The 21,943-nt window shown below is 46.0% G+C and carries 24 protein-coding genes; all 24 read left to right on the forward strand.

Annotated elements, in window-relative coordinates:
* The first annotated feature begins 9 nt into the window (after window positions 1-9).
* Window positions 10-1,449: an AmmeMemoRadiSam system protein A gene (gene amrA, locus T456_RS0103650; protein WP_024864959.1), complete on the forward strand. Its 1,440-nt coding sequence runs from the start codon at window positions 10-12 to the stop codon at window positions 1,447-1,449.
* A gap of 17 nt (window positions 1,450-1,466) precedes the next feature.
* Entirely contained in the window at window positions 1,467-2,315 is an 849-nt protein-coding gene (amrS, locus tag T456_RS0103655) for an AmmeMemoRadiSam system radical SAM enzyme (RefSeq protein ID WP_024864960.1), read from the forward strand.
* A 31-nt stretch (window positions 2,316-2,346) separates the two neighbouring features.
* Window positions 2,347-3,816, forward strand: coding sequence for a Y-family DNA polymerase (locus T456_RS0103660; RefSeq protein ID WP_024864961.1), 1,470 nt, complete (start codon window positions 2,347-2,349; stop codon window positions 3,814-3,816).
* The gene (locus tag T456_RS0103665; protein WP_024864962.1) at window positions 3,813-4,034 is read left to right on the forward strand and encodes a hypothetical protein; all 222 of its coding nucleotides are present in this window, start codon (window positions 3,813-3,815) and stop codon (window positions 4,032-4,034) included. The genes T456_RS0103660 and T456_RS0103665 overlap by 4 nt, the downstream gene beginning before the upstream one ends.
* Window positions 4,027-4,773, forward strand: coding sequence for an HAD hydrolase-like protein (locus T456_RS0103670; protein ID WP_024864963.1), 747 nt, complete (start codon window positions 4,027-4,029; stop codon window positions 4,771-4,773). The genes T456_RS0103665 and T456_RS0103670 overlap by 8 nt, the downstream gene beginning before the upstream one ends.
* Window positions 4,774-4,790: 17 nt before the next feature.
* Window positions 4,791-6,527 carry a sensor histidine kinase gene (locus T456_RS0103675; RefSeq protein ID WP_024864964.1) on the forward strand — a complete coding sequence of 579 codons (1,737 nt, stop codon included), beginning with the start codon at window positions 4,791-4,793 and terminating at the stop codon, window positions 6,525-6,527.
* Window positions 6,476-8,107: a response regulator transcription factor gene (locus T456_RS0103680; protein ID WP_024864965.1), complete on the forward strand. Its 1,632-nt coding sequence runs from the start codon at window positions 6,476-6,478 to the stop codon at window positions 8,105-8,107. Before T456_RS0103675 ends, T456_RS0103680 begins: the two co-directional genes overlap by 52 nt.
* A 125-nt stretch (window positions 8,108-8,232) precedes the next feature.
* Window positions 8,233-9,774 (forward strand): ABC transporter substrate-binding protein, encoded by a 1,542-nt coding sequence (locus T456_RS0103685; protein WP_024864966.1) that lies wholly within the window; start codon window positions 8,233-8,235, stop codon window positions 9,772-9,774.
* Window positions 9,775-9,859: 85 nt separating this feature from the next.
* The gene (locus tag T456_RS0103690) at window positions 9,860-10,798 is read left to right on the forward strand and encodes an ABC transporter permease (RefSeq protein ID WP_024864967.1); all 939 of its coding nucleotides are present in this window, start codon (window positions 9,860-9,862) and stop codon (window positions 10,796-10,798) included.
* An 11-nt stretch (window positions 10,799-10,809) separates the two neighbouring features.
* Window positions 10,810-11,724, forward strand: coding sequence for a carbohydrate ABC transporter permease (locus T456_RS0103695; protein WP_051464964.1), 915 nt, complete (start codon window positions 10,810-10,812; stop codon window positions 11,722-11,724).
* A 41-nt stretch (window positions 11,725-11,765) separates the two neighbouring features.
* Entirely contained in the window at window positions 11,766-12,644 is an 879-nt protein-coding gene (locus tag T456_RS0103700; RefSeq protein ID WP_024864969.1) for a Nif3-like dinuclear metal center hexameric protein, read from the forward strand.
* Window positions 12,641-13,738: an alpha/beta hydrolase-fold protein gene (locus T456_RS0103705; RefSeq protein ID WP_024864970.1), complete on the forward strand. Its 1,098-nt coding sequence runs from the start codon at window positions 12,641-12,643 to the stop codon at window positions 13,736-13,738. Before T456_RS0103700 ends, T456_RS0103705 begins: the two co-directional genes overlap by 4 nt.
* Window positions 13,739-13,754: 16 nt before the next feature.
* On the forward strand, window positions 13,755-14,561 hold the full coding sequence (locus tag T456_RS0103710; RefSeq protein WP_024864971.1) for an alpha/beta hydrolase: 807 nt from the start codon (window positions 13,755-13,757) through the stop codon (window positions 14,559-14,561).
* 11 nt (window positions 14,562-14,572) lie between these two features.
* Window positions 14,573-15,391 carry an alpha/beta hydrolase gene (locus T456_RS0103715; RefSeq protein WP_024864972.1) on the forward strand — a complete coding sequence of 273 codons (819 nt, stop codon included), beginning with the start codon at window positions 14,573-14,575 and terminating at the stop codon, window positions 15,389-15,391.
* 2 nt (window positions 15,392-15,393) lie between these two features.
* Window positions 15,394-15,795, forward strand: coding sequence for a DUF3237 family protein (locus T456_RS0103720; protein WP_024864973.1), 402 nt, complete (start codon window positions 15,394-15,396; stop codon window positions 15,793-15,795).
* A gap of 102 nt (window positions 15,796-15,897) precedes the next feature.
* Window positions 15,898-16,854: an SGNH/GDSL hydrolase family protein gene (locus tag T456_RS0103725; protein ID WP_024864974.1), complete on the forward strand. Its 957-nt coding sequence runs from the start codon at window positions 15,898-15,900 to the stop codon at window positions 16,852-16,854.
* 49 nt (window positions 16,855-16,903) lie between these two features.
* Window positions 16,904-17,092 (forward strand): hypothetical protein, encoded by a 189-nt coding sequence (locus T456_RS0103730; protein ID WP_024864975.1) that lies wholly within the window; start codon window positions 16,904-16,906, stop codon window positions 17,090-17,092.
* 24 nt (window positions 17,093-17,116) lie between these two features.
* Window positions 17,117-17,962, forward strand: coding sequence for an AraC family transcriptional regulator (locus T456_RS0103735; RefSeq protein WP_024864976.1), 846 nt, complete (start codon window positions 17,117-17,119; stop codon window positions 17,960-17,962).
* Window positions 17,963-18,049: 87 nt separating this feature from the next.
* Window positions 18,050-19,444, forward strand: a complete 1,395-nt coding sequence (locus T456_RS0103740; protein WP_024864847.1) for an ABC transporter substrate-binding protein — start codon at window positions 18,050-18,052, stop codon at window positions 19,442-19,444.
* Between the two features lie 72 nt (window positions 19,445-19,516).
* A complete protein-coding gene (locus tag T456_RS21850) occupies window positions 19,517-19,933 on the forward strand; it encodes a carbohydrate ABC transporter permease (RefSeq protein ID WP_081748977.1) in 417 nt (138 codons plus the stop codon).
* Complete coding sequence (locus tag T456_RS22985; RefSeq protein ID WP_242835861.1) at window positions 19,902-20,246, forward strand: carbohydrate ABC transporter permease; 345 nt, start codon at window positions 19,902-19,904, stop codon at window positions 20,244-20,246. The genes T456_RS21850 and T456_RS22985 overlap by 32 nt, the downstream gene beginning before the upstream one ends.
* Entirely contained in the window at window positions 20,206-20,403 is a 198-nt protein-coding gene (locus tag T456_RS22990; RefSeq protein WP_242835858.1) for a hypothetical protein, read from the forward strand. Before T456_RS22985 ends, T456_RS22990 begins: the two co-directional genes overlap by 41 nt.
* On the forward strand, window positions 20,400-20,762 hold the full coding sequence (locus T456_RS21025) for a hypothetical protein (protein WP_051464965.1): 363 nt from the start codon (window positions 20,400-20,402) through the stop codon (window positions 20,760-20,762). Before T456_RS22990 ends, T456_RS21025 begins: the two co-directional genes overlap by 4 nt.
* 612 nt (window positions 20,763-21,374) lie before the next feature.
* A complete protein-coding gene (locus tag T456_RS19120) occupies window positions 21,375-21,725 on the forward strand; it encodes a DUF4342 domain-containing protein (protein ID WP_024864978.1) in 351 nt (116 codons plus the stop codon).
* The last annotated feature ends 218 nt before the right edge of the window (window positions 21,726-21,943 follow it).

Raw genomic sequence — 21,943 nt, forward strand, 5'->3', positions numbered from 1 at the left:
GAGGCAGATATGCCGATTTTAGGAGCGTTCATGGTACCACATCCCCCTATTATCCTTCCGGAAGTAGGACATGGGGAAGAAGAAAATATAAAGGCCACAACACAGGCTTATATGCAGGTGGCGCAGGAAATAGCGGAGCTTAAGCCTGACACAATCATTATTTCCAGTCCCCACAGCATTATGTATTCGGACTATTTCCATATTTCGCCCGGGAAAAGAGCTACAGGCAATATGGGACGTTTTAATGCATCCGAGGTGAGCTTTGATGAAGAGTATGATACGGAGCTCGTTGATGAAATATGCCGGATCTGCGATGGATACGGCAATGGAGATGGAGAAGCCGCAAATATCCAGGAATTTCCTGCGGGAACTCTCGGAGAAAGAGACAGCTCCCTTGACCATGGGACCATGATTCCGCTGTATTTTATCCGACAGTTTTATGGCACCTTTAAAATCGTCAGGATCGGCCTTTCCGGCCTCTCTTTGCCCATGCACTATGAAATGGGTCAGATAATACAAAAAGCCGTGATTTCGACCAATAAACGCGCTGTATACGTGGCCAGCGGAGATCTGTCCCATAAGATGAAAAAGGAAGGCCCCTACGGTTATGCCAAGGAGGGCCCGGAGTATGACGAAAGGATAATGGAAGTCTGCGGAAGCGGAGATTTTGAAAAGCTTTTAGACTTTGATGATGTTTTCTGTGAAAAAGCAGCTGAGTGCGGTCACAGGTCTTTTGTCATGATGGCGGGAGCTCTTGACGGACTTGATGTAAAGGCTCAGAAGCTGTCCCATGAGGCAACTTTCGGGGTTGGTTATGGAATATGCCGCTTTGAAGTGGGAGGGACAAATGATAACAGGCGTTTTTTAAAGAGCTGGAGAGCCGCTAAAACAGCGCTTCTTAAACAAAAACAGGCTGATGAGGACCCATATGTTCGCCTGGCCAGATTCTCTTTGGAAAGTTATATAACCATGGGTAAGAGGATCACCCGGAAGGATCTTGAGGATGACAGATGGAAGGATCTTCCGGAGGAGATTTTTAAGCAGAAAGCAGGAGCTTTTGTTTCCATACATAAGGACGGAGCACTAAGGGGATGTATCGGAACGATACTGCCCACCTGCAGGTGTGTGGCGGATGAGATCATGCAGAATGCCATCAGCGCCGGCACCAATGACCCAAGATTTCCGATGATAGGCGAAAATGAGCTTGATAGTCTTGAGATGAGCGTGGATGTGCTTGATGAGCCGGAGCCCATAGACGGGCCCGATCAGCTTGATGTAAAGCGATATGGAGTTATCGTCACCTGCGGCCGCAAGAGAGGGCTTCTTTTGCCTAATCTTGACGGAGTGGATACTATTCCGGAGCAGATTGAGATAGCATGCCGTAAGGCCGGAATACGAGACGATGAAGAGTACAGTTTAGAGAGATTTGAAGTGATCCGGCATAACTGAGGGTCAGAAAGTGCGGTATTATGCCTAAATGCGATGTGTGTCACAATGAATGCAATCTTGAGGAAGGGGTTGTTGGTCTCTGCCGTGCAAGAAAGTATGAGAATGGCGGCTTTAAATGTGTCAATTATGGACTTGTTACTTCAATCGCCCTTGATCCTATAGAGAAAAAGCCTTTAAACAGGTTTTTCCCTGGATCAAATATAATTTCGGTGGGAAGTTTTGGCTGTAATCTGCGATGCCCCTTTTGTCAGAACCATGAGATTTCCTATGGATTCGGGCAGGAATACAATATGGGCTATCGCTACATATCTGCTGAGGAACTGGCTGATATCGCTAAGGAGTACAGTGATCGAGGCAATATCGGAGTAGCTTTTACCTATAACGAGCCGCTTATTGGTTATGAATATGTGATAGATGCCTCCAAAGAAGTTCATAAAGCAGGCATGAAGACCGTACTTGTGTCGAACGGATGCGTATCTGAGAGAGTAAGGGACCTTGTGCTGCCCCATATCGATGCTATGAATATTGATCTGAAGGGCTTTACTGATGCGTACTATAGTGATGTACTAAGAGGCAATCGCAGGCTGGTGATGAGTTTTATTGAAGCCGCAGCTGCAATATGTCACGTGGAGGTGACAACTTTGGTGGTTCCGGGGTTTAATGACAGCGAGCGGGAAATGGAGCAGATAGCCTCCTGGCTTGCGGGGCTTAACAGAGGCAGGGGAAAAGAAAATGTGGCTCTTCACATAAGCAGATATTTCCCCAGGTTTAAGATGGATGTTCCCGCAACTGATGTCAGATTGGTTTACAGACTGGCGGATGTAGCCAGAAAGCATTTAGACTACGTTTATGAGGGGAATTGCTGATCGGTAGTGTCTGAATATGAAAGGTTTGATTATGAGCGGTGATAGCAGGATTTATGCGGCAATTGATCTGAAATCCTTCTATGCTTCCTGTGAATGCGTTGACAGGGGGCTTGATCCGCTTGCCACAAACCTTGTGGTGGCCGATCCTACAAGGACCAATAAGACCATATGCCTTGCGGTGTCACCTTCCCTTAAAGCCTATGGAATTCCCGGAAGACCGAGACTATTCGAGGTAGAGCAGGCAGTGGATAAGATAAATGCCGCCGGGAAAACAAAGCTGGAGTATATTGTCGCTCCGCCAAGAATGGCCAGATACATGGAGGTAAGTGCAAAAATATACAGTATTTATCTTAAGTATGTAGCGCCGGAGGATATCTTTGCCTACAGTATCGATGAGGTTTTCATTGATCTTACCGCATATCTTAAGACCTACAACAAGTCTGCCCACGAACTTACCATGGAGATGGTCAGGGATGTACTCGGGGTGACGGGGATTACGGCTACTGCCGGTATCGGGAGCAATCTTTTTCTTGCAAAAGTTGCCATGGATGTGGTCGCCAAGCACGCTGATCCTGACAAAGACGGGGTTCGTATAGCCGAACTTGATGAGATGTCCTACAGAAGGCTTTTATGGTGTCATACACCTATCACCGATATATGGCGTGTCGGGGGCGGAATTGCCAGACGGTTGGCCAAGCACGGCATCTTCACCATGGGCGATATTGCCAGGGCATCGGTAAGTGATGACAAGTATATCGGTGAGCCGATGCTATACAAGGAATTCGGGGTGAATGCCGAGCTTCTTATAGACCATGCCTGGGGATATGAGCCATGCACTTTGGCGGATGTTAAGGCATATGAACCGGAGAATACCAGTATCAGCAGCGGCCAGGTGCTGATGCGCCCCTATGAGTACGATGAGGCCAGGATCATTGTACAGGAGATGACAGATCTTCTTGTGCTTGATCTTGTGGACAAGGGACTGGTGTGTAATGCGGTCGTACTTACAATAAGTTATGACAATGAGAATCTTACTGATCCCGAAAAGCTGGCAAACTTTGAGGGGAATATATCTGTGGATTACTATGGACGCCTGGCTCCTGAGCATGCTCACGGAACAGCGGCTCTTGGAGAGTATACAAGCTCCACAAGGAAGATAATCAGTGCTATGATGGAACTCTATGACCGGATTGTGGATCCTAAGCTTCTGGTGCGCCGGGTTAACGTTGTGGCGGTGAATACCATGAAGGAGGATCAGGCCCCGGGAAGGCCCGGAGGAAGCATGGAGTTTGAGCAGTTGGATCTTTTTACAGACTATTCTGCTCTTGAGGCCAGGCGGGAAGAGGACCGCATTGAGGAGGAGAAGGAAAAGCAGCTCCAACATGCGGTGCTTGATATAAAGAAGAAATTTGGGAAAAACGCCATTCTTAAAGGGATGAATCTTCAGAAGGGCGCCATGACCATAGAGCGTAATAACCAGGTGGGAGGACACAAGGCATGAGGCAGTGGACCAGAACTCTTGATGATTACAAGGATATAATTGATATACCTCGTCACGATCCTATTGGAAGGGCAAGAATGCCAATGGAGAAGCGGGCGGCGCAGTTTTCTCCCTTTGCAGCTCTTACAGGATATGAGGATGCCATAAGTGATGCCGTAAAGCGAACGGAAGAAGAGGTAGAAGAAAGAAATAAAGGCTGGAAGATAGAAGATGATTAGAGCTGTACTTTGGGATATTGATAATACTTTGCTTGATTTTGATGTGGCTGAGCATGCCGCATTGAATAAGGATTTTGAAGAATTTGGCTTGGGAGAACTGACAGAGGAGATGCTCTCTGAGTATATGGCGCTTAATAAAAGGCGCTGGCAGGCTCTTGAGAGGGGAGAAATGGAAAAACAGGAGGTACTGGAGGGAAGATTTAGAGAGTTTTTTGGTATGTACGGGCTTCCCACGGATATTGCAGCGGCTTTTAATGCCAGATATCAGATACTCCTGGGAGAAACCATCTGTTTCAGAGACAATTCCTATGAACTTATAGAAAGCTATCGCGGCAAGGTGCTTCAGGCGATTGCTTCAAACGGCACATTGACGGCTCAGACCGGTAAGCTTAAAAACTCAGGATTTGACAAGCTTTTTGACCTGTTTTTCATATCGGAGCAGATTGGATATGAAAAGCCTGCCAAGGAGTTTTTTGACCTGTGCTTTAAAGATATGAACAGCTGGCTCAAAGAGAATGAGGCTAAATTATCCTATTCCGGCGGTCAGTACCTTGGCGACCTGAAAAAAGATGAGGTTATCATCATCGGCGATTCCCTTACCAGTGATATTATGGGGGGCAATAACGCGGGTATTCGTTGCTGCTGGTATAATCCCAAACACCTTCCGGGGCGTGAAGATGTAACCTTTGACTATGAGATCACCGATCTGCAGGAAGTTCCCGGAATTCTTGGTTTCTGAAAAGGCAGATAAAAGGCATGGAAAGACGCATCAAGAAAGACTCTTTTATGAGGACCATAACCATCGGCGTGGTAAGCTATCTTATCCTTATGATAGTTATTCTTTCTGCGGTTTGGCGAAACACCTCTGCCACGCTGGAAGATGGTGCCGGGGCAGCTCTTATTCAGGCCCGGGATATCAGCCTTTATCAGATGGATGACGTTCTAAAGGCCAATGAACAGGCTCTTGCATCGGTTCTTCAGAATAATGACAATATCAAGGTCTTTGAATATGGAACAGAGAATCAGCGGGCGATTGCAGCTCAGAATATGATCCAGATCCTGCAGCGATCCGCCCTTACCAGCAGTGATGTTGAGACGCTTGTTTTCTATGACCTTGTTGGTGATACCTACATAGCCAAAACCGGAGATAACGCCACTTACGAGGAGACGGTACTGATTGAAAAGGCAGTGAGAAAGTTAAAGGATGAGAATCCCGGAAACATGCCTTCAGAGTGGTTTTACAGCAAAATCGGGGAAAAGAACTATGCAGTCAGGATGTATAAGAATAAAAAGAGGATGCTTGGGGCGCTGGTAGAGGTATCAAATCTCTTTGACATCTCTTCTGCAAGTGACACCATCACCTATACTCTCACCGATGAGGCAGGGGCTATTATTACGCAGTTTGGCGGCACCGATGCCCCTCAGCAGGGTGATATATCTGAGAGGTTTATCGGAAACGGAGGATGGTCTGAGGGAAAAGACTTCTATATAACCGGAGCAAAGTCCACCAGAGGCGCGCTACGGATATATGTCAGCATGCCAAGAAGCCGGGTTTTCGGAAGTTTCCAGACACTTCAGGTGGTTCTTATAGGTCTGGTGGCTGCGGCGATACTGTTGCTTTTGTTGATGGCTCTTTATACCAGAAGGACAGTATATTCACCGCTGGCGGAACTTCTTGCTTCCATGAGGAAGATTGAGAACGGCGATCAGAGCGTAAGGCTGCCGGATGAGGCGGATACTGTGGAGTTTCAGCAGATAAATACCAGTTTTAATCGCATGATGGATACCATCGTAAATTTAAGGATGAGGTCCTATGAGGAGAGAATAGCTTTTGATGAGGCGACACTTAAATATGTTCAGCTCCAGATAAAGCCACATTTTTTCCTGAATGCCCTTACCACCATTCACAGTATGTCTTTCCAGAACAGAAATGAGGAGATACGGGAGTATATCGAGAGACTCTCCAGGAATATCCGTTATCTGTTTAAGTCGGGGCTTCATGCTGTGCCGCTCTCTGAAGAGATGGAACATGCCAGAGACTATATATCTATGCAGGAAATCCTGTATCCGGGATGTGTTTTCGATTTTATCGATATTGAACCCGGAATCGAGGATTATCCTATCCCGCAGCTTCTTGTTCACACTATTCTGGAAAACATCTATAAGCATGCCGTTTCCGTGGACAGGCTTACTTCAATTCTTATTTCTGCCAAAATGCAGGAAAAGGATGGAGAGGAAATGTGCCATCTTATAGTTGAAGACGACGGAGAGGGCTATCCGGAAGAGTTCCTCAAGGAAGTGGCTGCAGGAGATGTCAAGGTCAAGGATGACGGCCACGGAGTGGGACTTTGGAACATGAAAAAGACCCTTAACCTTATGTACAGAAGAGATGATTTGATGGAATTTTCCAACAAGGAGCCCCACGGAACAAGAGTTGATGTGTGGCTTCCAAGGAGAGTAAAGAGGCAGAGCAGCTTATGGACTCAATCGTGATCGATGATGATCTTTCCACGGTGGAGGTAATAGTATCAAACACCGACTGGGACAAATTTCATATTGATAAGGTGTATAAAGCCTACAACATAGCTGCAGCCAAGAAGATATTCCTGGAGCATGACATCAGTGTGGCGGTGTGTGATATTGAGATGCCTATGGGAAGCGGGCTTGATCTGATCAAATGGGCAAGGGAAAACAAAATCGACACTGAATTTGTTTTCCTTACCAGCCATGAGAAGTTTGACTATGCAAGACAGGCCATAGAATACGAAGCATCGGGCTATGTGGTGAAGCCCTTTAACGCTGACAGGATGGAGGCGGAGCTCACAACAGCCCTGCAAAAACGCAGTGACAGAAGTAAGATCAGGAAGGCGGCTCAGTACGAGGAGTGGTACGCCGGAAGCCTTGAGTACGTAGAAGGTTCCTTTTGGGACGATGTGCTCCAGCAGCGTATTCTGGCAGATCGCGCAATTATTGGCAAAGAAATAGAAAGACGCCGTCTTTTGGTGGATCCTGATGCCGAATACAGGCTTATACTTATAGCCAGCGGAAACCTTGAGGGTATTGAAGAGACCAGGGGCAAAGATCTGGCAGGTCTTTATGAAAAAGAGCTGGCGGATTATGCGGCAGAGCACCTTGGCGGAGGAGCTATCAGCAGCCGTATTGTCAATTATCACCTTAAAAACCTTATTTATACCGCTGTTATAGCAAAGGCCGATATCTCTTTTCCCGAGCAGGAATTCGTGGATGAAGCAAAAGAGAAGCTGAAAAACGTGATAACTGTCTATATCAGCAATCCCTGTAATATAGAGAAATTATATGAGGCGAGACTTCATATAGAAGAGCTGGACAAGAACAATGTGGCGTCCAAAGGGCGAATTTTCCATGAGAACGATGAGATCGTGCTGGCTTCGGAGAAGGGGCATATGCTGGATCAGGAGCAGATAAGGCTCCTTCTTAATGAGAAGAAGAAAAAGGAACTGCTTAATCTTCTGAAATTCAGCATGGAATCCCTGGCGGCCCAGAAGAAACTATCGGCAGCGGTACTTACAGAAATAAAGCAGGATCTTTTACAGATCGTGTTTGTGTATCTGCATAGCAAGGAGATCCAGGCAAATCAGCTCTTTGCCAATGAGGCCTTTGTTTCTCTTGAGGATCAGGCCACGGAGTCTTTAGTGAACATGATGCGATACCAGGTACACCTTATAAGCCGTACTATCGATTATGTCTCAGAGGTTGAGCAGTCTGACTCCATCGTTCAGAGGGCCAAGAAGTACGTCCATGATCACTATAAGGAGGACATTTCCCGGACAGAGGTTGCCGAGAGTGTGTTCCTGACACCGGAATACATGGCGAAGATGTTTAAAAAAGAGACTGGAATCAGCCTCAAGCAGTATATAAGCGACTATCGTATTTCTGTGGCAAAAGAGCTGCTGGCAAGCCCCGGGGCAAGAATAAGCGATGTGGCAAGTGAAGTGGGTTTTGACAACTTCTCTTACTTTTCCACCGTATTCAAGAAGACCACGGGCTATACGCCCAATGAGTATCAGGCCATGGCCACAGGGCAAGATCAATAAACCTTAAAATTGAAAATATAAGTCTTATTTTTAAAAGAATCGAAAATACCTCCCTTTGTATAATGAGTACAACTCAAATGAAGCGTGCCTTTTGACGGCGCGCCAATGTACAAAGGGAGGTATTTATGTTTAAGAAATTAGTAAGCACACTTCTTGCGGGAGCTATGGTGCTCTCACTCGTTGCCTGCGGCTCATCTGAGGGAGCAGGACAGACTGCTACCACAGAGTCAAATGACACAGCGGTAGCACAGACCGCTGAAGCAGACGGAGATTATACACAGATCACATATGCATTTGTGACCTTCAATACTGTTCCGGATGATACATCCGAGGTAGAAGAGGCACTTAATCAGATCACAAGAGATAAGATTGGCGTTGAGGTTCACCTGATGCCTCTTTCAATCGCTGATTACACTCAGCAGGTAAGTCTTGCTGTACAGAACGGAGAAATCGATATTTTCCACACACTGGGCGATCTTGGAAACAGCATTGCCAGTGACATGTGCTACGACATCACAGATATGATCGATGTAGATGCACCTGAAACAAAGGCTCTTTTCGAAGAGGAGTGGCTCAAGACTACTATGCAGGACGGAAGACTCTATGCCATCCCCACCCTTAAGCCCTTTGCTCTTCAGCCTATGCTGATCTACAGAAAAGATATTGCCGAGGAGCTTGGTCTTGACCTTTCATCAGTAAAGTCCGCAGAGGATCTTACACCTATCTTTGCTCAGGTTAAAGAAGCTCATCCTGAGCTCACACCTCTTGCACCTGTATCACAGGGCGACAGCGGCCTTACAAGATGGATCCCCAGCATTGACTGGCTTGGCGATTCCTTCGCATCACCCACAGGTGTTCTTCAGGGAACAGATATGACAGTAACAAGCTACTATGACCTGGCTGATTTTGAAAAATATGCCGGAATCGTAAGAGACTGGTACAAGAATGACTACATCATGAAGGATGCAGCTACTACAACATCCGCAGCTGCCGAGCTCATGTCATCAGGCGGATACTTCGCATATTCCGCTTCCTACAGCTATCCTCTCGAGGATACAGCGGCATCACTTTCAGCTCCTTCAGGCTACGAAGTAGGTGCTATCGCTCTTGGAGATGCATATCTTGATACTTCTTCAATGAACGCCGTTGCACAGGTAATCGCTTCAACATCCGAGAATCCCGATGCAGCACTTAAGTTCCTTAACCTTACATACACAGACGCAGACGTTATCAATACAATGCTCTACGGTATCGAAGGCAGGGATTATGTAAAGAACGACGACGGAACAGTTTCATATCCCGAGGGACAGGATGCAGCTACAGTTCCTTACACAGCGCAGCTTTCCTGCGGTGTACTTGGTAACTTCTTCATTCAGTGGCCTCTTATCGGATCAGGCTCAGCAGAGTCTCTTGCCTGGGAGGATGAGCAGAATCACAATGCACCTACATCACCTGCAATGGGATTCACCTTTGATGCTTCAAATGTTCAGACTCAGTACACAGCAGTAAGTAATGTTATCCAGCAGTATCTGCCGGGAATTGCCTGCGGTTCCGTTGATACAGAATCAGCTCTTGCAGAGTTCAGACAGGCTCTCAAAGATGCCGGTTATGACGATATCCTTGCAGAGAAGCAGACTCAGCTTGATGCATGGTTACAGGCTCAGTAAAGAGCAGTAAACATATAAACCCAAATGTGCAGGCCGGTAGGATTCATATACTGGCCTGCATTACTGAAAAAGGGAAGGAATATAGATGTCTGAAAACAAGTCCAAGCCAATAAAAGTAAAAACTAAATATGCCAAGTCAGGTCCGCTGCTTCTTATTGCAGCTCCGGGAATTCTCTATCTTTTGATAAATAACTATATTCCCATGTTCGGAATATTCCTGGCTTTTAAAAATTTCAGTTACAAAAAAGGTATCTGGAAGAGTCCCTGGAACGGTTTTCAGAACTTTAAATTTCTGTTCCATACAAAAGATGCCATCATAATGACCAGAAATACAATTCTTTATAACCTGGCATTTATAGTAATAGGCACCATCTTTGCAATAACAATAGCTATTTTATTAAATGCCCTGGGAGACAGCATCAGGACCAAGTTTTTTCAGTCATCTCTTTTGCTGCCGAACCTGATGAGCTGGGTTATCATCGCCTATATGGTATATGCGTTCCTTAATTCCGACAGCGGCTTTATCAACAATACTATCCTTGAAGCTTTGGGAAAAGAGGATGTGGCCTGGTATATGGAACGTGGCTACTGGCCGTTTATTCTCACCATTGTTTATCTTTGGAAAAACGCCGGATATATGTCCATTATCTATCTGGCAGCCATTGCGGGTATAGATAAATCGGTTTATGAGGCAGCAAGCCTTGACGGAGCGACAAAAATGCAGCAGATATTCAGGATAACGCTTCCGCTTCTTAAACCTACAGTGATCATCATGACACTTATGGCGGTTGGAAGGATCTTTTTCTCGGATTTCGGACTGTTCTATCAGGTGCCCATGAACTCCGGAGCCCTTTACGCCACAACACAGACCATTGATACCTACGTTTACAGAGGCCTGATGGAACTCAATGACGTTGGAATGTCAGCAGCGGCAGGTCTTTTCCAGTCTGTCCTCGGTTTCATAATTGTTGTGACTGCCAATGCTGTAGTCCGTAAAGTAGACAGCGACAACGCACTTTTCTAAAGGAGTAAACGATGGCAAAATTAAAATCAGCAGAGCACGTGGCATCAGACGCCAAGCGCTTTGAAATAATATCAACTGTTATACTTGGAATTTTGGCGGTTATAGCGCTTCTTCCGATAATCCTGATCGTCATAGCATCATTTACAGACGAGACTACGCTTTTGAGAAATGGATATTCATTCCTGCCTGAAAAGTGGTCCACAGATGCATATGTGTATATGCTTCAGCAGGGAGCTACTATTTTCAGGGCATATGGTATATCTGTGTTGGTAACACTTGTAGGAACAGTGATAAGCGTGCTTATTACCACGATGATCGCTTATCCCATGAGCAGAAAGAACTTTAAGTATAAGAATCTTCTGGCATTCTTCGTGTTTTTTACCATGCTTTTCAACGGCGGCGTAGTTCCCTCTTATATGATGTGGACCCAGGTATTTAACATAAAAAACACCATCTGGGCATTGATCCTCCCCAATTATCTTTGCGGAGCCTTCAATATTTTCCTGGTAAGGAACTATTATGCTAACAGTATCCCGGATGCACTCATTGAGTCAGCGCAGATTGACGGAGCCAGCGAGCTTACCATTTTCTTTAAGATAATCTTCCCGCTGGCGGTACCTACAGTTGCTACGATATCTCTTTTTACAGCCCTCACCTACTGGAATGACTGGGTAAATGCGCTGTATTATATTCAAAAGCCCCAGTTTTACGGGATTCAGAATCTGCTCATCAGGATAATGAACAACATTCAGTATCTTAAGAGCGGAGCTGCCAGTGTGGCTGTGGGAACCGGAGCGATTCAGCTTCCCAGTAACGCCGTAAGGATGTCCATGGCTGTTATAGGAATTCTTCCTATCGTGGTTATCTATCCTTTTGTTCAGAAATACTTTGTTAAGGGTGTTGTTGTAGGTGCTGTAAAAGGCTGAGGACAGAGGTTTTTTGGAAAAACTATTGGAGGGATCACATCATGAAAATCAGTGAAGTTTTGGAAAAAGTTGCCGCATATCATCCGGACCTTGGCCCTGATTACAACGGCTGTGACGGGATAAAGTGCGGAGATCCGGAAAAAGAGTGCACGGGGATAGCATCAGCTCTTGTTCCGAATGTGGATGTCATCAAAAAGACCATAGAGCTTGGCTGCAACCTCTTGTATGTGCATGAGCCCACAAGTTACCTTACCCCGGATGAGGCGGGATGGAAGGCTGACTTTAAGTGCGAGGTTTACGACGAGAAAATGCAGCTGCTTAGTGACCACGGCATTGTGGTTTACAGAGACCATGACCATATGCATGCTCACAGACCTGACAGTATCTTTACAGGTGTGCTTAAGTATTTGGGCTGGGAGGAATATGTGGTTGATGCCGGAAAGACAGTGCCCTTCGGGCATCTAGTGGAGTTCCCTGAGCCCAGAACGGTTGAAGATATCAATGAGGAGCTTATTAAGAAGGTGGGGCTTCATGGGACCAGATATATCGGAAGGCATGTAGATAAGATAAAAAGGCTGGCGCTGGTGGGACACCTGTATCCCGGTGCTTTCATTCCCGAAACGTATAAAGACGGCTATTATACCGATTATTCCACAGAGATCATTCGTGCAATGCAAAATGAGCATATTGACGCAATTATTCCCGGGGAGATCATTGAATGGAATCTGCTCTCATATATAAGAGACGGCATTTCTCTGGGAAGGAGCATGGCGTGCTTTAACATCGGCCACTTTAACTGGGAGGAACTGGGGGCAAAATATGCCGTGGACTGGCTTTCAGAGCTTGTGGAAAATAAAGTTCCGGTAACCTATGTTCCCGGGGGCGACCTTTGGAACTACAAATTAGGGGGAGTCAGATGAATACAGCGTTATGTTTCAATGATGTCATCCCCTATGACGGGAGGCCAAATCCTGTAGTGATGCGGGATGGTAAATATTTCTTAAGGCTACTGGAAAAAGATGCGGGGTCTGTACAGATGCTGTTTGCGGAGCAGCTGTACGATTTTAAAAAGACAGAAGATGGAATCTGGGAACTGGAGCTTCCCTTTACCACTGCTTTTAACTGCGTGCAGATCAGAGTTGACGGAAGGGACACATTGTCAGCTCTTTTGCCCATATCCTATGGATACAGCAGGCCCTACAACTATGTTGAGCTCCCGGCCAAGGATGGCGACTTCTATGCACTTAAGGATGTTCCCCACGGAAGTGTAAGACGGGAATATTTCTTTTCCGGGGTAACCGGAGAGTGGGAGTCCTGCCTTGTGTATACCCCGGCGGAATATGACGTGAATCCGGACAAAATCTACCCTGTGCTGTATCTGCAGCATGGGCATGGGGAGAATGAAGTGGGGTGGACTTATTCCGGTAAGGTCAACTTTATAATGGACAACCTGATTGCAGAGAGGAAGGCTACGCCCTTTGTGATCGTTATGAATAACGGCATGGTGCAGAAGAGGACCTTGGATGGGGAACATATTGTGGACCATCTGCTTTTCGAATCCATGCTTCTTGAGGATGTGATACCTTTTATCGAGAGCAGGTATCACGCGGGTGGAAACAAAGAAAAGAGAGGAATGGCCGGGCTTTCCATGGGGTCAATGCAGACATCCATGACAGTTATGCGCCATCCGGAGATGTTCTCGGAGGTTGGGATCTTCAGCGGGTTCCTTCGGGACTGGATCAGCGGAAGCGAACTCGACATGAGCTGCCATGAGCCCAGTAGTGACGAGCATCTTGCCGCTTTCGACAATGCGGCAAAGTTCAATGGATATTTCAGGAACTTCTACAGGGCAATGGGAGATGAAGACCCGTTTTTTGAACATTTTCTTGGAGATGACAGACTTTGCAGCGACAAGGGCATACATTTCCAGCGCAAAGTCTATAAGGGAACCCATGATTGGAATGTATGGAGAATGTGCATCAATGACTTTGCACAGATGATATTCAAGAAATAACAGGAAGGTGAGAATAATGGCAACAGGAAGACTTAGATTCTATTCACAGGCTCAGAACGGACAGGTGAATATAGCATATGTTATACCCAATGATGTACCGGAGATTATGACTGCCGGCAATGAAAGCTTTAAAAGGCCCATGAAGACACTGTATCTTCTTCATGGAATGTCAGGAAATGAGAGTGATTGGGAGTATAACGGAATCGCCGAAGACATCGCTTTTACTTATAACATGGCAGTTATCATGATCACTGCAGGCAACAATTTTTATCTGGACAGAAAGGCCACGGGCTGCCAGTACTGCACCTATGCGGGAAAAGAGGTGGTGGAGTACACAAGAAAGCTCTTTGGACTGTCAGATAAAAGAGAAGACACTCTTATCGGAGGACTTTCCATGGGTGGATTCGGAGCACTTCATACGGCACTGACTTATCCGGAGACCTTCGGTGGGATAGTGGCTCTTTCATCCGCTCTTGTCATTCACGAGATTGCCGGGCTTAAACCCGATGATCCAAGCGAGGGTCTTCTTGCCAACTACGAATACTACAGAGAGGTATTTGGAGATTTGGATACTCTTGAAGAGTCTGATGCTAACCCTGAGGTTCTCTACACAAGGCTCAAGGAGGCCGGGGCTAAGATCCCGCCTATATACATGGCTATCGGAACCGAGGACTTCCTCTATGAGCACAATCAGATACTCCGAAGATTTCTTAAAGAGAATGAGGCCAACTTCAAGTATGAAGAGGGCCCCGGAATCCATGACTGGAAATTCTGGAATGCGTATATCACAAAGGGCGTTGAGTGGGTCCTTGAGAACATGTAAGGAGAGGTGAAATGTCTTTTTCTGAGATACATTTTTTGTCGGACAGCTTAAAACAGGGAGTTTCAGCAGCGGTATTCATGCCGGAGAGAGGGCCTTTCGGGTCTGATGCACGGCCTCCGTACAGGACAGTGTATTTGCTCCCGGGGTACAGCGGAGACTATCCCAGCATATACACCATGCTTGGAATAAGAAAACAGGCGGAGCTCAAGGGGCTTGTTGTGGTGATCCCCAATGGGCAGAATGCCTTTTATGTGGATCATCCCGAAAGAAATGCCAATTACAGCAGATTTATTGGGGAGGAGCTTATTGATAGAACCAGAGATATGTTCCGCCTTTCTGACAAAAGAGAAGACACCTACATTGCAGGAATCTCAATGGGAGGATACGGAGCGCTCCTAAATGGCCTAAGGTACCATGAGGTTTTCTCTAAGGTTGCGGCTTTTTCTCCGGCTACCAATCCGTATACTCTTATGGAATACCCCGAAAGAGGCGGCTTCGGAAGCAATGAGTTTGCAAATATGTTCGGCTCCAAGGATGAGTTTGAAAACAGCGAATGGAACATAAACAGGAGCTATTCTAAGGCGAATAAGTCTGATATTCCCGAGCTTTTTATAGGATGCGGAGACAGAGATATTGCTGTGGATTCCCAGGTAAAGGAATTCAGGAGCGTTCTTGATGCATCGAAGGTCCCCTACAGCTTCTTTGGAACAGCCGGGAATCACGACTTTGATACCTGGGAAAAGATGCTGGATCCGGCATTTTCTTTCCTTGCCGGAATTCCTGCAGGTACCAGAAACAGCATGGCTATTCCGGATTCTATCGGAGGGTGAGTATGAGCGAAGCGGTATTGACCATAGACGTGGTGCTTGACGAGATAATCGAAGTGACCGGCAGCCGGGGCAAGGCTGCCATGATTCTCTTCCACGGAGAGAGTAACTGCGCTAATTTCAAGGGAAAGATCCTGCCGGGCGGGGTAGATACCCAGAAGGAGCCCAGCGGGGAAAAGAGACTTCTTTCAGCCAGATACATCCTGGAAGGAACAGATAGCGAAGGAGAATGGTGCAGGATCTTTATTGAAAACAACGGAGAAGTAGAGGAGCCGGGCGGGATGGTTAAAACAACACCCGTTATTTATACTGACAGCAAGGCACTAAAATGGCTTGAAACAGCCAATCTTAGCGGAACTGTAGAAGGGAAACCCGGCGGAGTACTTATTTCGATTTATGAAAGCTGATAGATTCGGTTATAAAAAATGACAACCACGGCAATAAGAATTGCAAAGTCATACGCATATATTCTTCATATAATTTAAATCGATAATGGAGGTAAATGGAGTATGAAGTGGGTAAGTGTCTTTAAATATCAGAGTATCGAATACGGTGAAAATATTGCTTTTGCCATGGATCAGACTCAGCGGGTATCCTTTGAGAGCAATATTGACGGCGATAGAATGCGTATCCGGTTTACAAACCGCTACGGCAGAAATGACCTTAAAATTGAAAGAGCAACCATTGGGAAGGAGAAATCTCCCTATATTACCGATGTGGAGAATATCACCTTTGGCGGAAAGCAGGGAGTTGTCCTTGCTCCGGGCGGGGAACTCTTTTGCGATGAGATAAACTATGATGTATGGGCCGGAGATCGCCTTGTGGTAAGTATCTACTTTAAAGGCAGGCAGGATATTGATTCCATCTGCTGTTTCTGGGCCGACGGCGGCGCCAGAGTTCAATGGCTTTTAGGAGATGTGACAAACGGACTGGATGCCGACAGGGCTCCTGTGGCAGTAATTGCACCTTATATCAAAGATGACCCGAATTTTCACATGATGAGGATGTTTACGGGATTTGATGCCGTTCAGGTGATGGCTTCGGATGATATCAGGACAGTAGCGGCTTTTGGTGATTCCATCACTCACATGTCTTTCTATACCAATGCACTGCAGAGACGGCTTTATGATGGCTTTTTTGGCAGGGTGTCCTTTATAAACTGCGGCATTGGCGGCAACAGGCTGGTGGACGATGCAACCTTCGTGCCTGAAGCAGGGAAAAGACTCATTTTCTTTGGGGAAGCCGGAGTTAAGCGCTTTGAACGCGATGTCTTTGAGCTGGACGAGGTGGATACTGTGATGGTGTTGATAGGGATCAATGACATCATGCATCCGGTGCAGCTTGAGGGTAAAAAACAGCAGTACTCCCGCAGCGGATATTATCGAGGGATACAGAAAAATAGCGGATTGTGCTCACGAGAATGGAGCGGAAGTATTTTTTGGCACCATAACTCCTTGCGGAAATGAAGATTATCCGAAGGCGTGGTTACCGAAATTTGAAAAAGTAAGAAACGAAGTGAACGACTGGATAAGGAAAGGTGAGTCCATTGATGGATTCTTTGACTTTGACAGAGAGGTTGCAGACCCGGCAAAGACGGGATTCATGCAAGGCCCCTGTCATATCGGAGACGGCCTCCATCCTAACAGCCGTGGAGGCAAAAAAATGGCTGATTGCGTAGATATCAAGACGGTGATCGGCAGTTAAAAGCTGTGCTTGGGGAGAGTATAAATGGCAGAGCACTACGAGAGCGAGGCATTTATCTATAATCAGGTGCCCGTTCGGATTTTCAACCATTCTTTTGATGGAACTGATATTTTTACATCGTTGCATTGGCATAGGAATGTGGAGTTTAACCTTACAACAGAAGGCCGGATAAAGATGAACATAGACGGCAAAAACATGCAGCTTCTTCCCGGAGACTGGTGCATTGTGAACAGCGGAGAGCTTCACTCCAATCATTGGATAGAGCCCACGGACCACTTTGGCGGCATCTGCGTGCAGATATCCAAGAGTTTTCTGGACAGATGGATCGGGGAAGGAGTAAGGTTTGACCTTCCGGGAAATCAGGCGGCATCTGACAGGATAAGACAGACCCTGATTAAGTTCGGTGAATATAAGAAAAATGGGGTTGATGACCTGCGGAAAATGGAACTTGTTTTCTCTTTCCTTAATCTTCTTCGGGATAACTGCGTTTATGAAACAGTCTCTGGAGAGAAGACAGAGCATGAAGGGGATGCTAATATCAAGTCCATAATAAACTACATTGACGAGCATTACATGGATCAGCTGGATCTTTCCTCTGTCGCCGCAAATTTCAATTATACCCCTACATATCTTTCGAGGATGTTCAAGGAGCATGTTGGCAGGAACTTCTACCAATATCTTCAGAATGTCAGGCTTATGAACTGCGTCGAGGAGATGAAGGAAGATGAGAACGTACGTCTTATGGAATGTGCCTTAAACCATGGATTTCCCAATGTAAAGTCTTTTATCCAGACCTTTAAAAAGACCTTTGGATGTACCCCTTCCGAATGGGTAAAGCAGGGTAAAAAAGCACCAATTCAAGAGATATAAAAATTGACAACTTGGCAGATAATTAAAGCAAAGCCTCCCACAGGTGACCTGGGTTATCCTTAAATCACTTGAAGGGAGGTATTTTTTATGAAGAAAAGAGTAATCAGTTTAATCATGACAGGAGTAATGGGAGCAACGCTCCTTACAGGATGCGGCAATGCTTCCACAAGTGCTCCCGCAGCTACCACAGATGAGAATGCGCCTGCTGCTACGCAGGAAGCACCTGCAGCAACAGAAGAGGCTCCCGCAGCCGAAGCTGCAGCTACAGAAGTGAACATTTCATTCTACACCACCGAGACCGGTAAGGATGATATGTATCAGGATCTTATTTCCGACTTTGAGAGCAAGAATCCCGGAATAACTGTTGAGTATATCGCAGCCGGAGACGATCAGCTCCAGCAGTGGATGGCTCTCTATGCCAGTAATGAAGGCCCTACAGTGTCTCTTATGGATCCCATCAATATCTGGGAGAACCAGGAGAGAATGCGTCCTCTTTCAGGCGAGGCAATGCTTGACAACATCACAGAGTCATCTCTTTCAACCATGACTTTCAACGGCACTGTTTATGCGGTTCCCATGTCCGCAGCAGGTATCGGTATCCTTTATAACAAGGCAGTATGCGATGCAGCTGTAGGCGGAGATTTCGATCCCAGCTCAATCAAGACAAGATCGGATCTCAAGGATCTTTTTGACAAGATCGAGGCAACCGGCGTAGCAGCTACCTGTATTACAGGTGTTAACTGGTCCCTGGGAGCTCACTACCTCTGCCAGTCCTACGGCGAGGCTATCGGTGACACAAAGGCAAGAGTTGATTACGTTAACTCCATCATCTCCGGTGAGACCAAGGAGATCGACAATGACGTATTTAATGGCTTCATGGACACTCTGGACATGATGGCACAGTACAACTACAACAAGAACGATCCCCTCGTTGGTGACGTAAACCTTGATGCTATGGCTCTTGCAGAGGGCAAGTGCGGCACATGGTTCATGGGAGACTGGGCATGGACATACATGGCTGAGCTGGTAGAGCCCGGCGCAGAGTTCGGTCTTATGCCTGTTCCTCACAGCGATGATGCAAATGATGTTACAAATCAGTATCTTCCTACATCCTTTGCTAAGGGCTACTGCATTGATGCAAGCCAGAACACAGAGGAACAGCAGCTTGCAGGTCTTAAGTTCATCGAGTATATCTCATCAGACAGCTACTCACAGGAAGTACAGGCTAAGAGACTTGGCCAGGCTCTTCCTTTCAAGAACTGCACAGCAACAATCGAGAGCCCTCTTGGAAATTCAACAGCCGGATACATTGCAGACGGCAGAACAGTTGATTTCTACGGAACACCCAGCCTTTGCCCTTCAGACATCTGGTATGAGTGCGGCGCTTACATGTGCGAGTACCTGACAGGTGCATGCGACAGAAAGACACTGGCAGACAAGATTGATGCATACTGGGCAAACCAGGAAAAGAGAGAGTATTAATAGCCAGACTTTTTGGGGGGAGGGATGCGTCTCTCCCCCTCTTTTTACAAGTATTACAAGGAGAGAGGAATTATGCACGGCAGGAAAAGAGCTATCACAAATGCGCTTGAATTTTCATTATTCGGGTTGCCATCTTTTCTGATCTGGTTTTCTGTTGTTATCATTCCGTTCATCTACGGATTCTGGATCACATTTACAGACTGGAACGGATTAGCACTTCACATAAACTTTATCGGACTTGAAAATTACAGACATATTCTTACGGATTCTGCCTTTTTGGGCGCCTTCGTTAAGACGGTTATATATGCGCTGTTTACGGTTATATTAAGTAATCTGGTGGGTTTTATCCTGGCACTGGTGGTTACCAGCGGTATTAAGGGACAGAACTTATTCAGGACAGGCTTTTTTACCCCCAATATCATCGGCGGTATTATTCTGGGTTACATTTGGAAACTTTATTTTCTCATTTGGCCTTACAAAATTCGGTGAATTCACCGGAATCTCATGGATGCAGACTTCATGGCTGACCAATCCAACCAGAGCCCTGATGGCTCTTATCATTGTCAGCGCATGGCAGATGAGCGGTTATCTTATGGTTATTTATATCGCAGGACTGACCGCAGTGCCCTCGGACCTTTTAGAGGCGGCAAGAGTTGACGGAGCTACAACCTGGCAGACAGTTACCAAAATCAAGATTCCCATGATAAGGGGAACTATCGCGATATGCGTATTCCTGTCCATCTCAAGATGCTTCATGTCCTTTGACACTAACCTGTCCACTGACTGCAGGCGGACCGTATAAATCCACAGAACTTATAGCCTACAAGATCTATCAGACAGCATTTACCAGCATGAACTTCGGTGAAGGTCAGGCTCAGGCCATTGTGCTGTTTGTGATCGTGGCGATCATATCACTGCTTCAGGTTTACTTTACAAGGAAAGGGAAGGTTGATGCATGAGAGCAGAAAGAAACAGAAAAAAGCATAACCTTCGCCATAACACTGGTAGTACTTATATTGTTCATGGTGCCTTTCTATATGCTTGTAGTGAATTCCTTCAAGCCTACAGCAGAGTTTTGAAGAATCCTTTTGCACTTCCGCAAAGTTTTAATGTTGATAACTTCATCACGGCAATAGACAGAATGAACTTTGGCAAATCACTGTTTAATACTGCAGCCATTACAGTGACTGCAGTAGTGGTAAACATGATAGTTTCGGCTATGACAGGATATCTTTTTGCCAGAAGGAAGTGGAAGATCAACAAGATCATATCATGGCATTTCTGGCATCCATGGTGGCTCCTTTTCAGGTATATATGATACCCCTTGTAAGGATATATGCCGGAGTTCTGGGTTTTTCCAACAATCTGATGATGGTTGCTTATATTGCGGTGGGGACTTAATATACCCTTTGCGGTATTTCTGTATTCGGGCTTCGTGGAAGGAATTCCCTCTGAGCTTGATGAGAGGCAGCGCTTATAGACGGATGTGGTTTCACAAGGACATTTTTTCCATATCATCATGCCGCTATTGAAGCCAATCATTATCACCGTTACTGTTTTTGTCCGCCATGGGTGTATGGAAATGATTTCCTGATGTCCAGCTTATTCCTTACAAAAAGTGGACACCAAGACACTGGCAAATTTCCATCAAGACATTTTGACCAATCATTCAGCTGAAGTATGCGCCTATGATGGCGGGACTTCTTCTTAGGCGTTCTGCCTGTTCTTATCTTCTATCTGATAGGGCAGAAATACATCATTGAAGGTGTTATTGCAGGCAGCGTAAAGGGTTAATTCGCAAATTTGGGGAAATAGACAGTTCTTTTTCCGACAATGTGCTATGTAAGCAGGTATCAGTCAGCGATATACTTATTTCAACCTCTTAAATATAGATGTTAATTGAAGTAATTTGTTGAAAGGAGAACAGGTTATGGAAATCAGATTAGAAGACGTTGAAAAAGTAATGGAACAGACGGGAGTCGAGTACAAAGTCGCCAAGGAGGCCCTTCTTAAATCAGACGGCGATGCGGATGAAGCAATAAAGCTAATCACAAAGGATACCATCGATATAGGTGAGGAAGCAAAAGCTGCTGTTGAGAAGCTCAAAAAGAAGGTTAAGGAAGGCAATGTAGACAGAATCCAGATTCGCAAAGACCAAGAGGTTGTCTTTAGCGTTCCCGTTAACATCGGAATCGTGGGGAGGAATCGTCGGATTTGCCACAATCCCCTGGGCACTGATCGCTGCAGCGGTTGCAGCATTCGGACTGGGATGCAAACTTGAAGTAGTCAAGAAAGATGGCTCTTCTGATGAGATCAATTGATAACTAAACAGACTCGGCACAGGCCGGAGACGAAGGTAACGTCTCCGGTCTTTTTTGACTTGCACAGGTGAAAAACCTGCTCGATAATATTAGTTAGAGTGAGGTAATTGCCATGAACATCTGCTTATTGAATGATTCTTTTCCGCCTGTTATAGACGGAGTTGCAAATGTGGTTATG

Source organism: Butyrivibrio sp. FCS014 (assembly GCF_000526935.1).
Lineage (GTDB): Bacteria > Bacillota > Clostridia > Lachnospirales > Lachnospiraceae > Butyrivibrio.

Coding starts and splice junctions, on each gene's coding strand:
- T456_RS0103660 (WP_024864961.1), top strand. CDS start 2,347: ATGAGCGGTGATAGCAGGATTTATGCGGCAATTGATCTGAAATCCTTC.
- T456_RS0103715 (WP_024864972.1), top strand. CDS start 14,573: ATGTCTTTTTCTGAGATACATTTTTTGTCGGACAGCTTAAAACAGGGA.
- T456_RS0103670 (WP_024864963.1), top strand. CDS start 4,027: ATGATTAGAGCTGTACTTTGGGATATTGATAATACTTTGCTTGATTTT.
- amrA (WP_024864959.1), top strand. CDS start 10: ATGCCGATTTTAGGAGCGTTCATGGTACCACATCCCCCTATTATCCTT.
- T456_RS0103665 (WP_024864962.1), top strand. CDS start 3,813: ATGAGGCAGTGGACCAGAACTCTTGATGATTACAAGGATATAATTGAT.
- T456_RS0103675 (WP_024864964.1), top strand. CDS start 4,791: ATGGAAAGACGCATCAAGAAAGACTCTTTTATGAGGACCATAACCATC.
- T456_RS19120 (WP_024864978.1), top strand. CDS start 21,375: ATGGAAATCAGATTAGAAGACGTTGAAAAAGTAATGGAACAGACGGGA.
- T456_RS0103705 (WP_024864970.1), top strand. CDS start 12,641: ATGAATACAGCGTTATGTTTCAATGATGTCATCCCCTATGACGGGAGG.
- T456_RS0103740 (WP_024864847.1), top strand. CDS start 18,050: ATGAAGAAAAGAGTAATCAGTTTAATCATGACAGGAGTAATGGGAGCA.
- T456_RS0103735 (WP_024864976.1), top strand. CDS start 17,117: ATGGCAGAGCACTACGAGAGCGAGGCATTTATCTATAATCAGGTGCCC.
- T456_RS0103685 (WP_024864966.1), top strand. CDS start 8,233: ATGTTTAAGAAATTAGTAAGCACACTTCTTGCGGGAGCTATGGTGCTC.
- T456_RS0103690 (WP_024864967.1), top strand. CDS start 9,860: ATGTCTGAAAACAAGTCCAAGCCAATAAAAGTAAAAACTAAATATGCC.
- T456_RS0103710 (WP_024864971.1), top strand. CDS start 13,755: ATGGCAACAGGAAGACTTAGATTCTATTCACAGGCTCAGAACGGACAG.
- T456_RS0103695 (WP_051464964.1), top strand. CDS start 10,810: ATGGCAAAATTAAAATCAGCAGAGCACGTGGCATCAGACGCCAAGCGC.
- T456_RS0103725 (WP_024864974.1), top strand. CDS start 15,898: ATGAAGTGGGTAAGTGTCTTTAAATATCAGAGTATCGAATACGGTGAA.
- T456_RS0103700 (WP_024864969.1), top strand. CDS start 11,766: ATGAAAATCAGTGAAGTTTTGGAAAAAGTTGCCGCATATCATCCGGAC.
- T456_RS0103720 (WP_024864973.1), top strand. CDS start 15,394: ATGAGCGAAGCGGTATTGACCATAGACGTGGTGCTTGACGAGATAATC.
- T456_RS21025 (WP_051464965.1), top strand. CDS start 20,400: ATGAGAGCAGAAAGAAACAGAAAAAAGCATAACCTTCGCCATAACACT.
- T456_RS21850 (WP_081748977.1), top strand. CDS start 19,517: ATGCACGGCAGGAAAAGAGCTATCACAAATGCGCTTGAATTTTCATTA.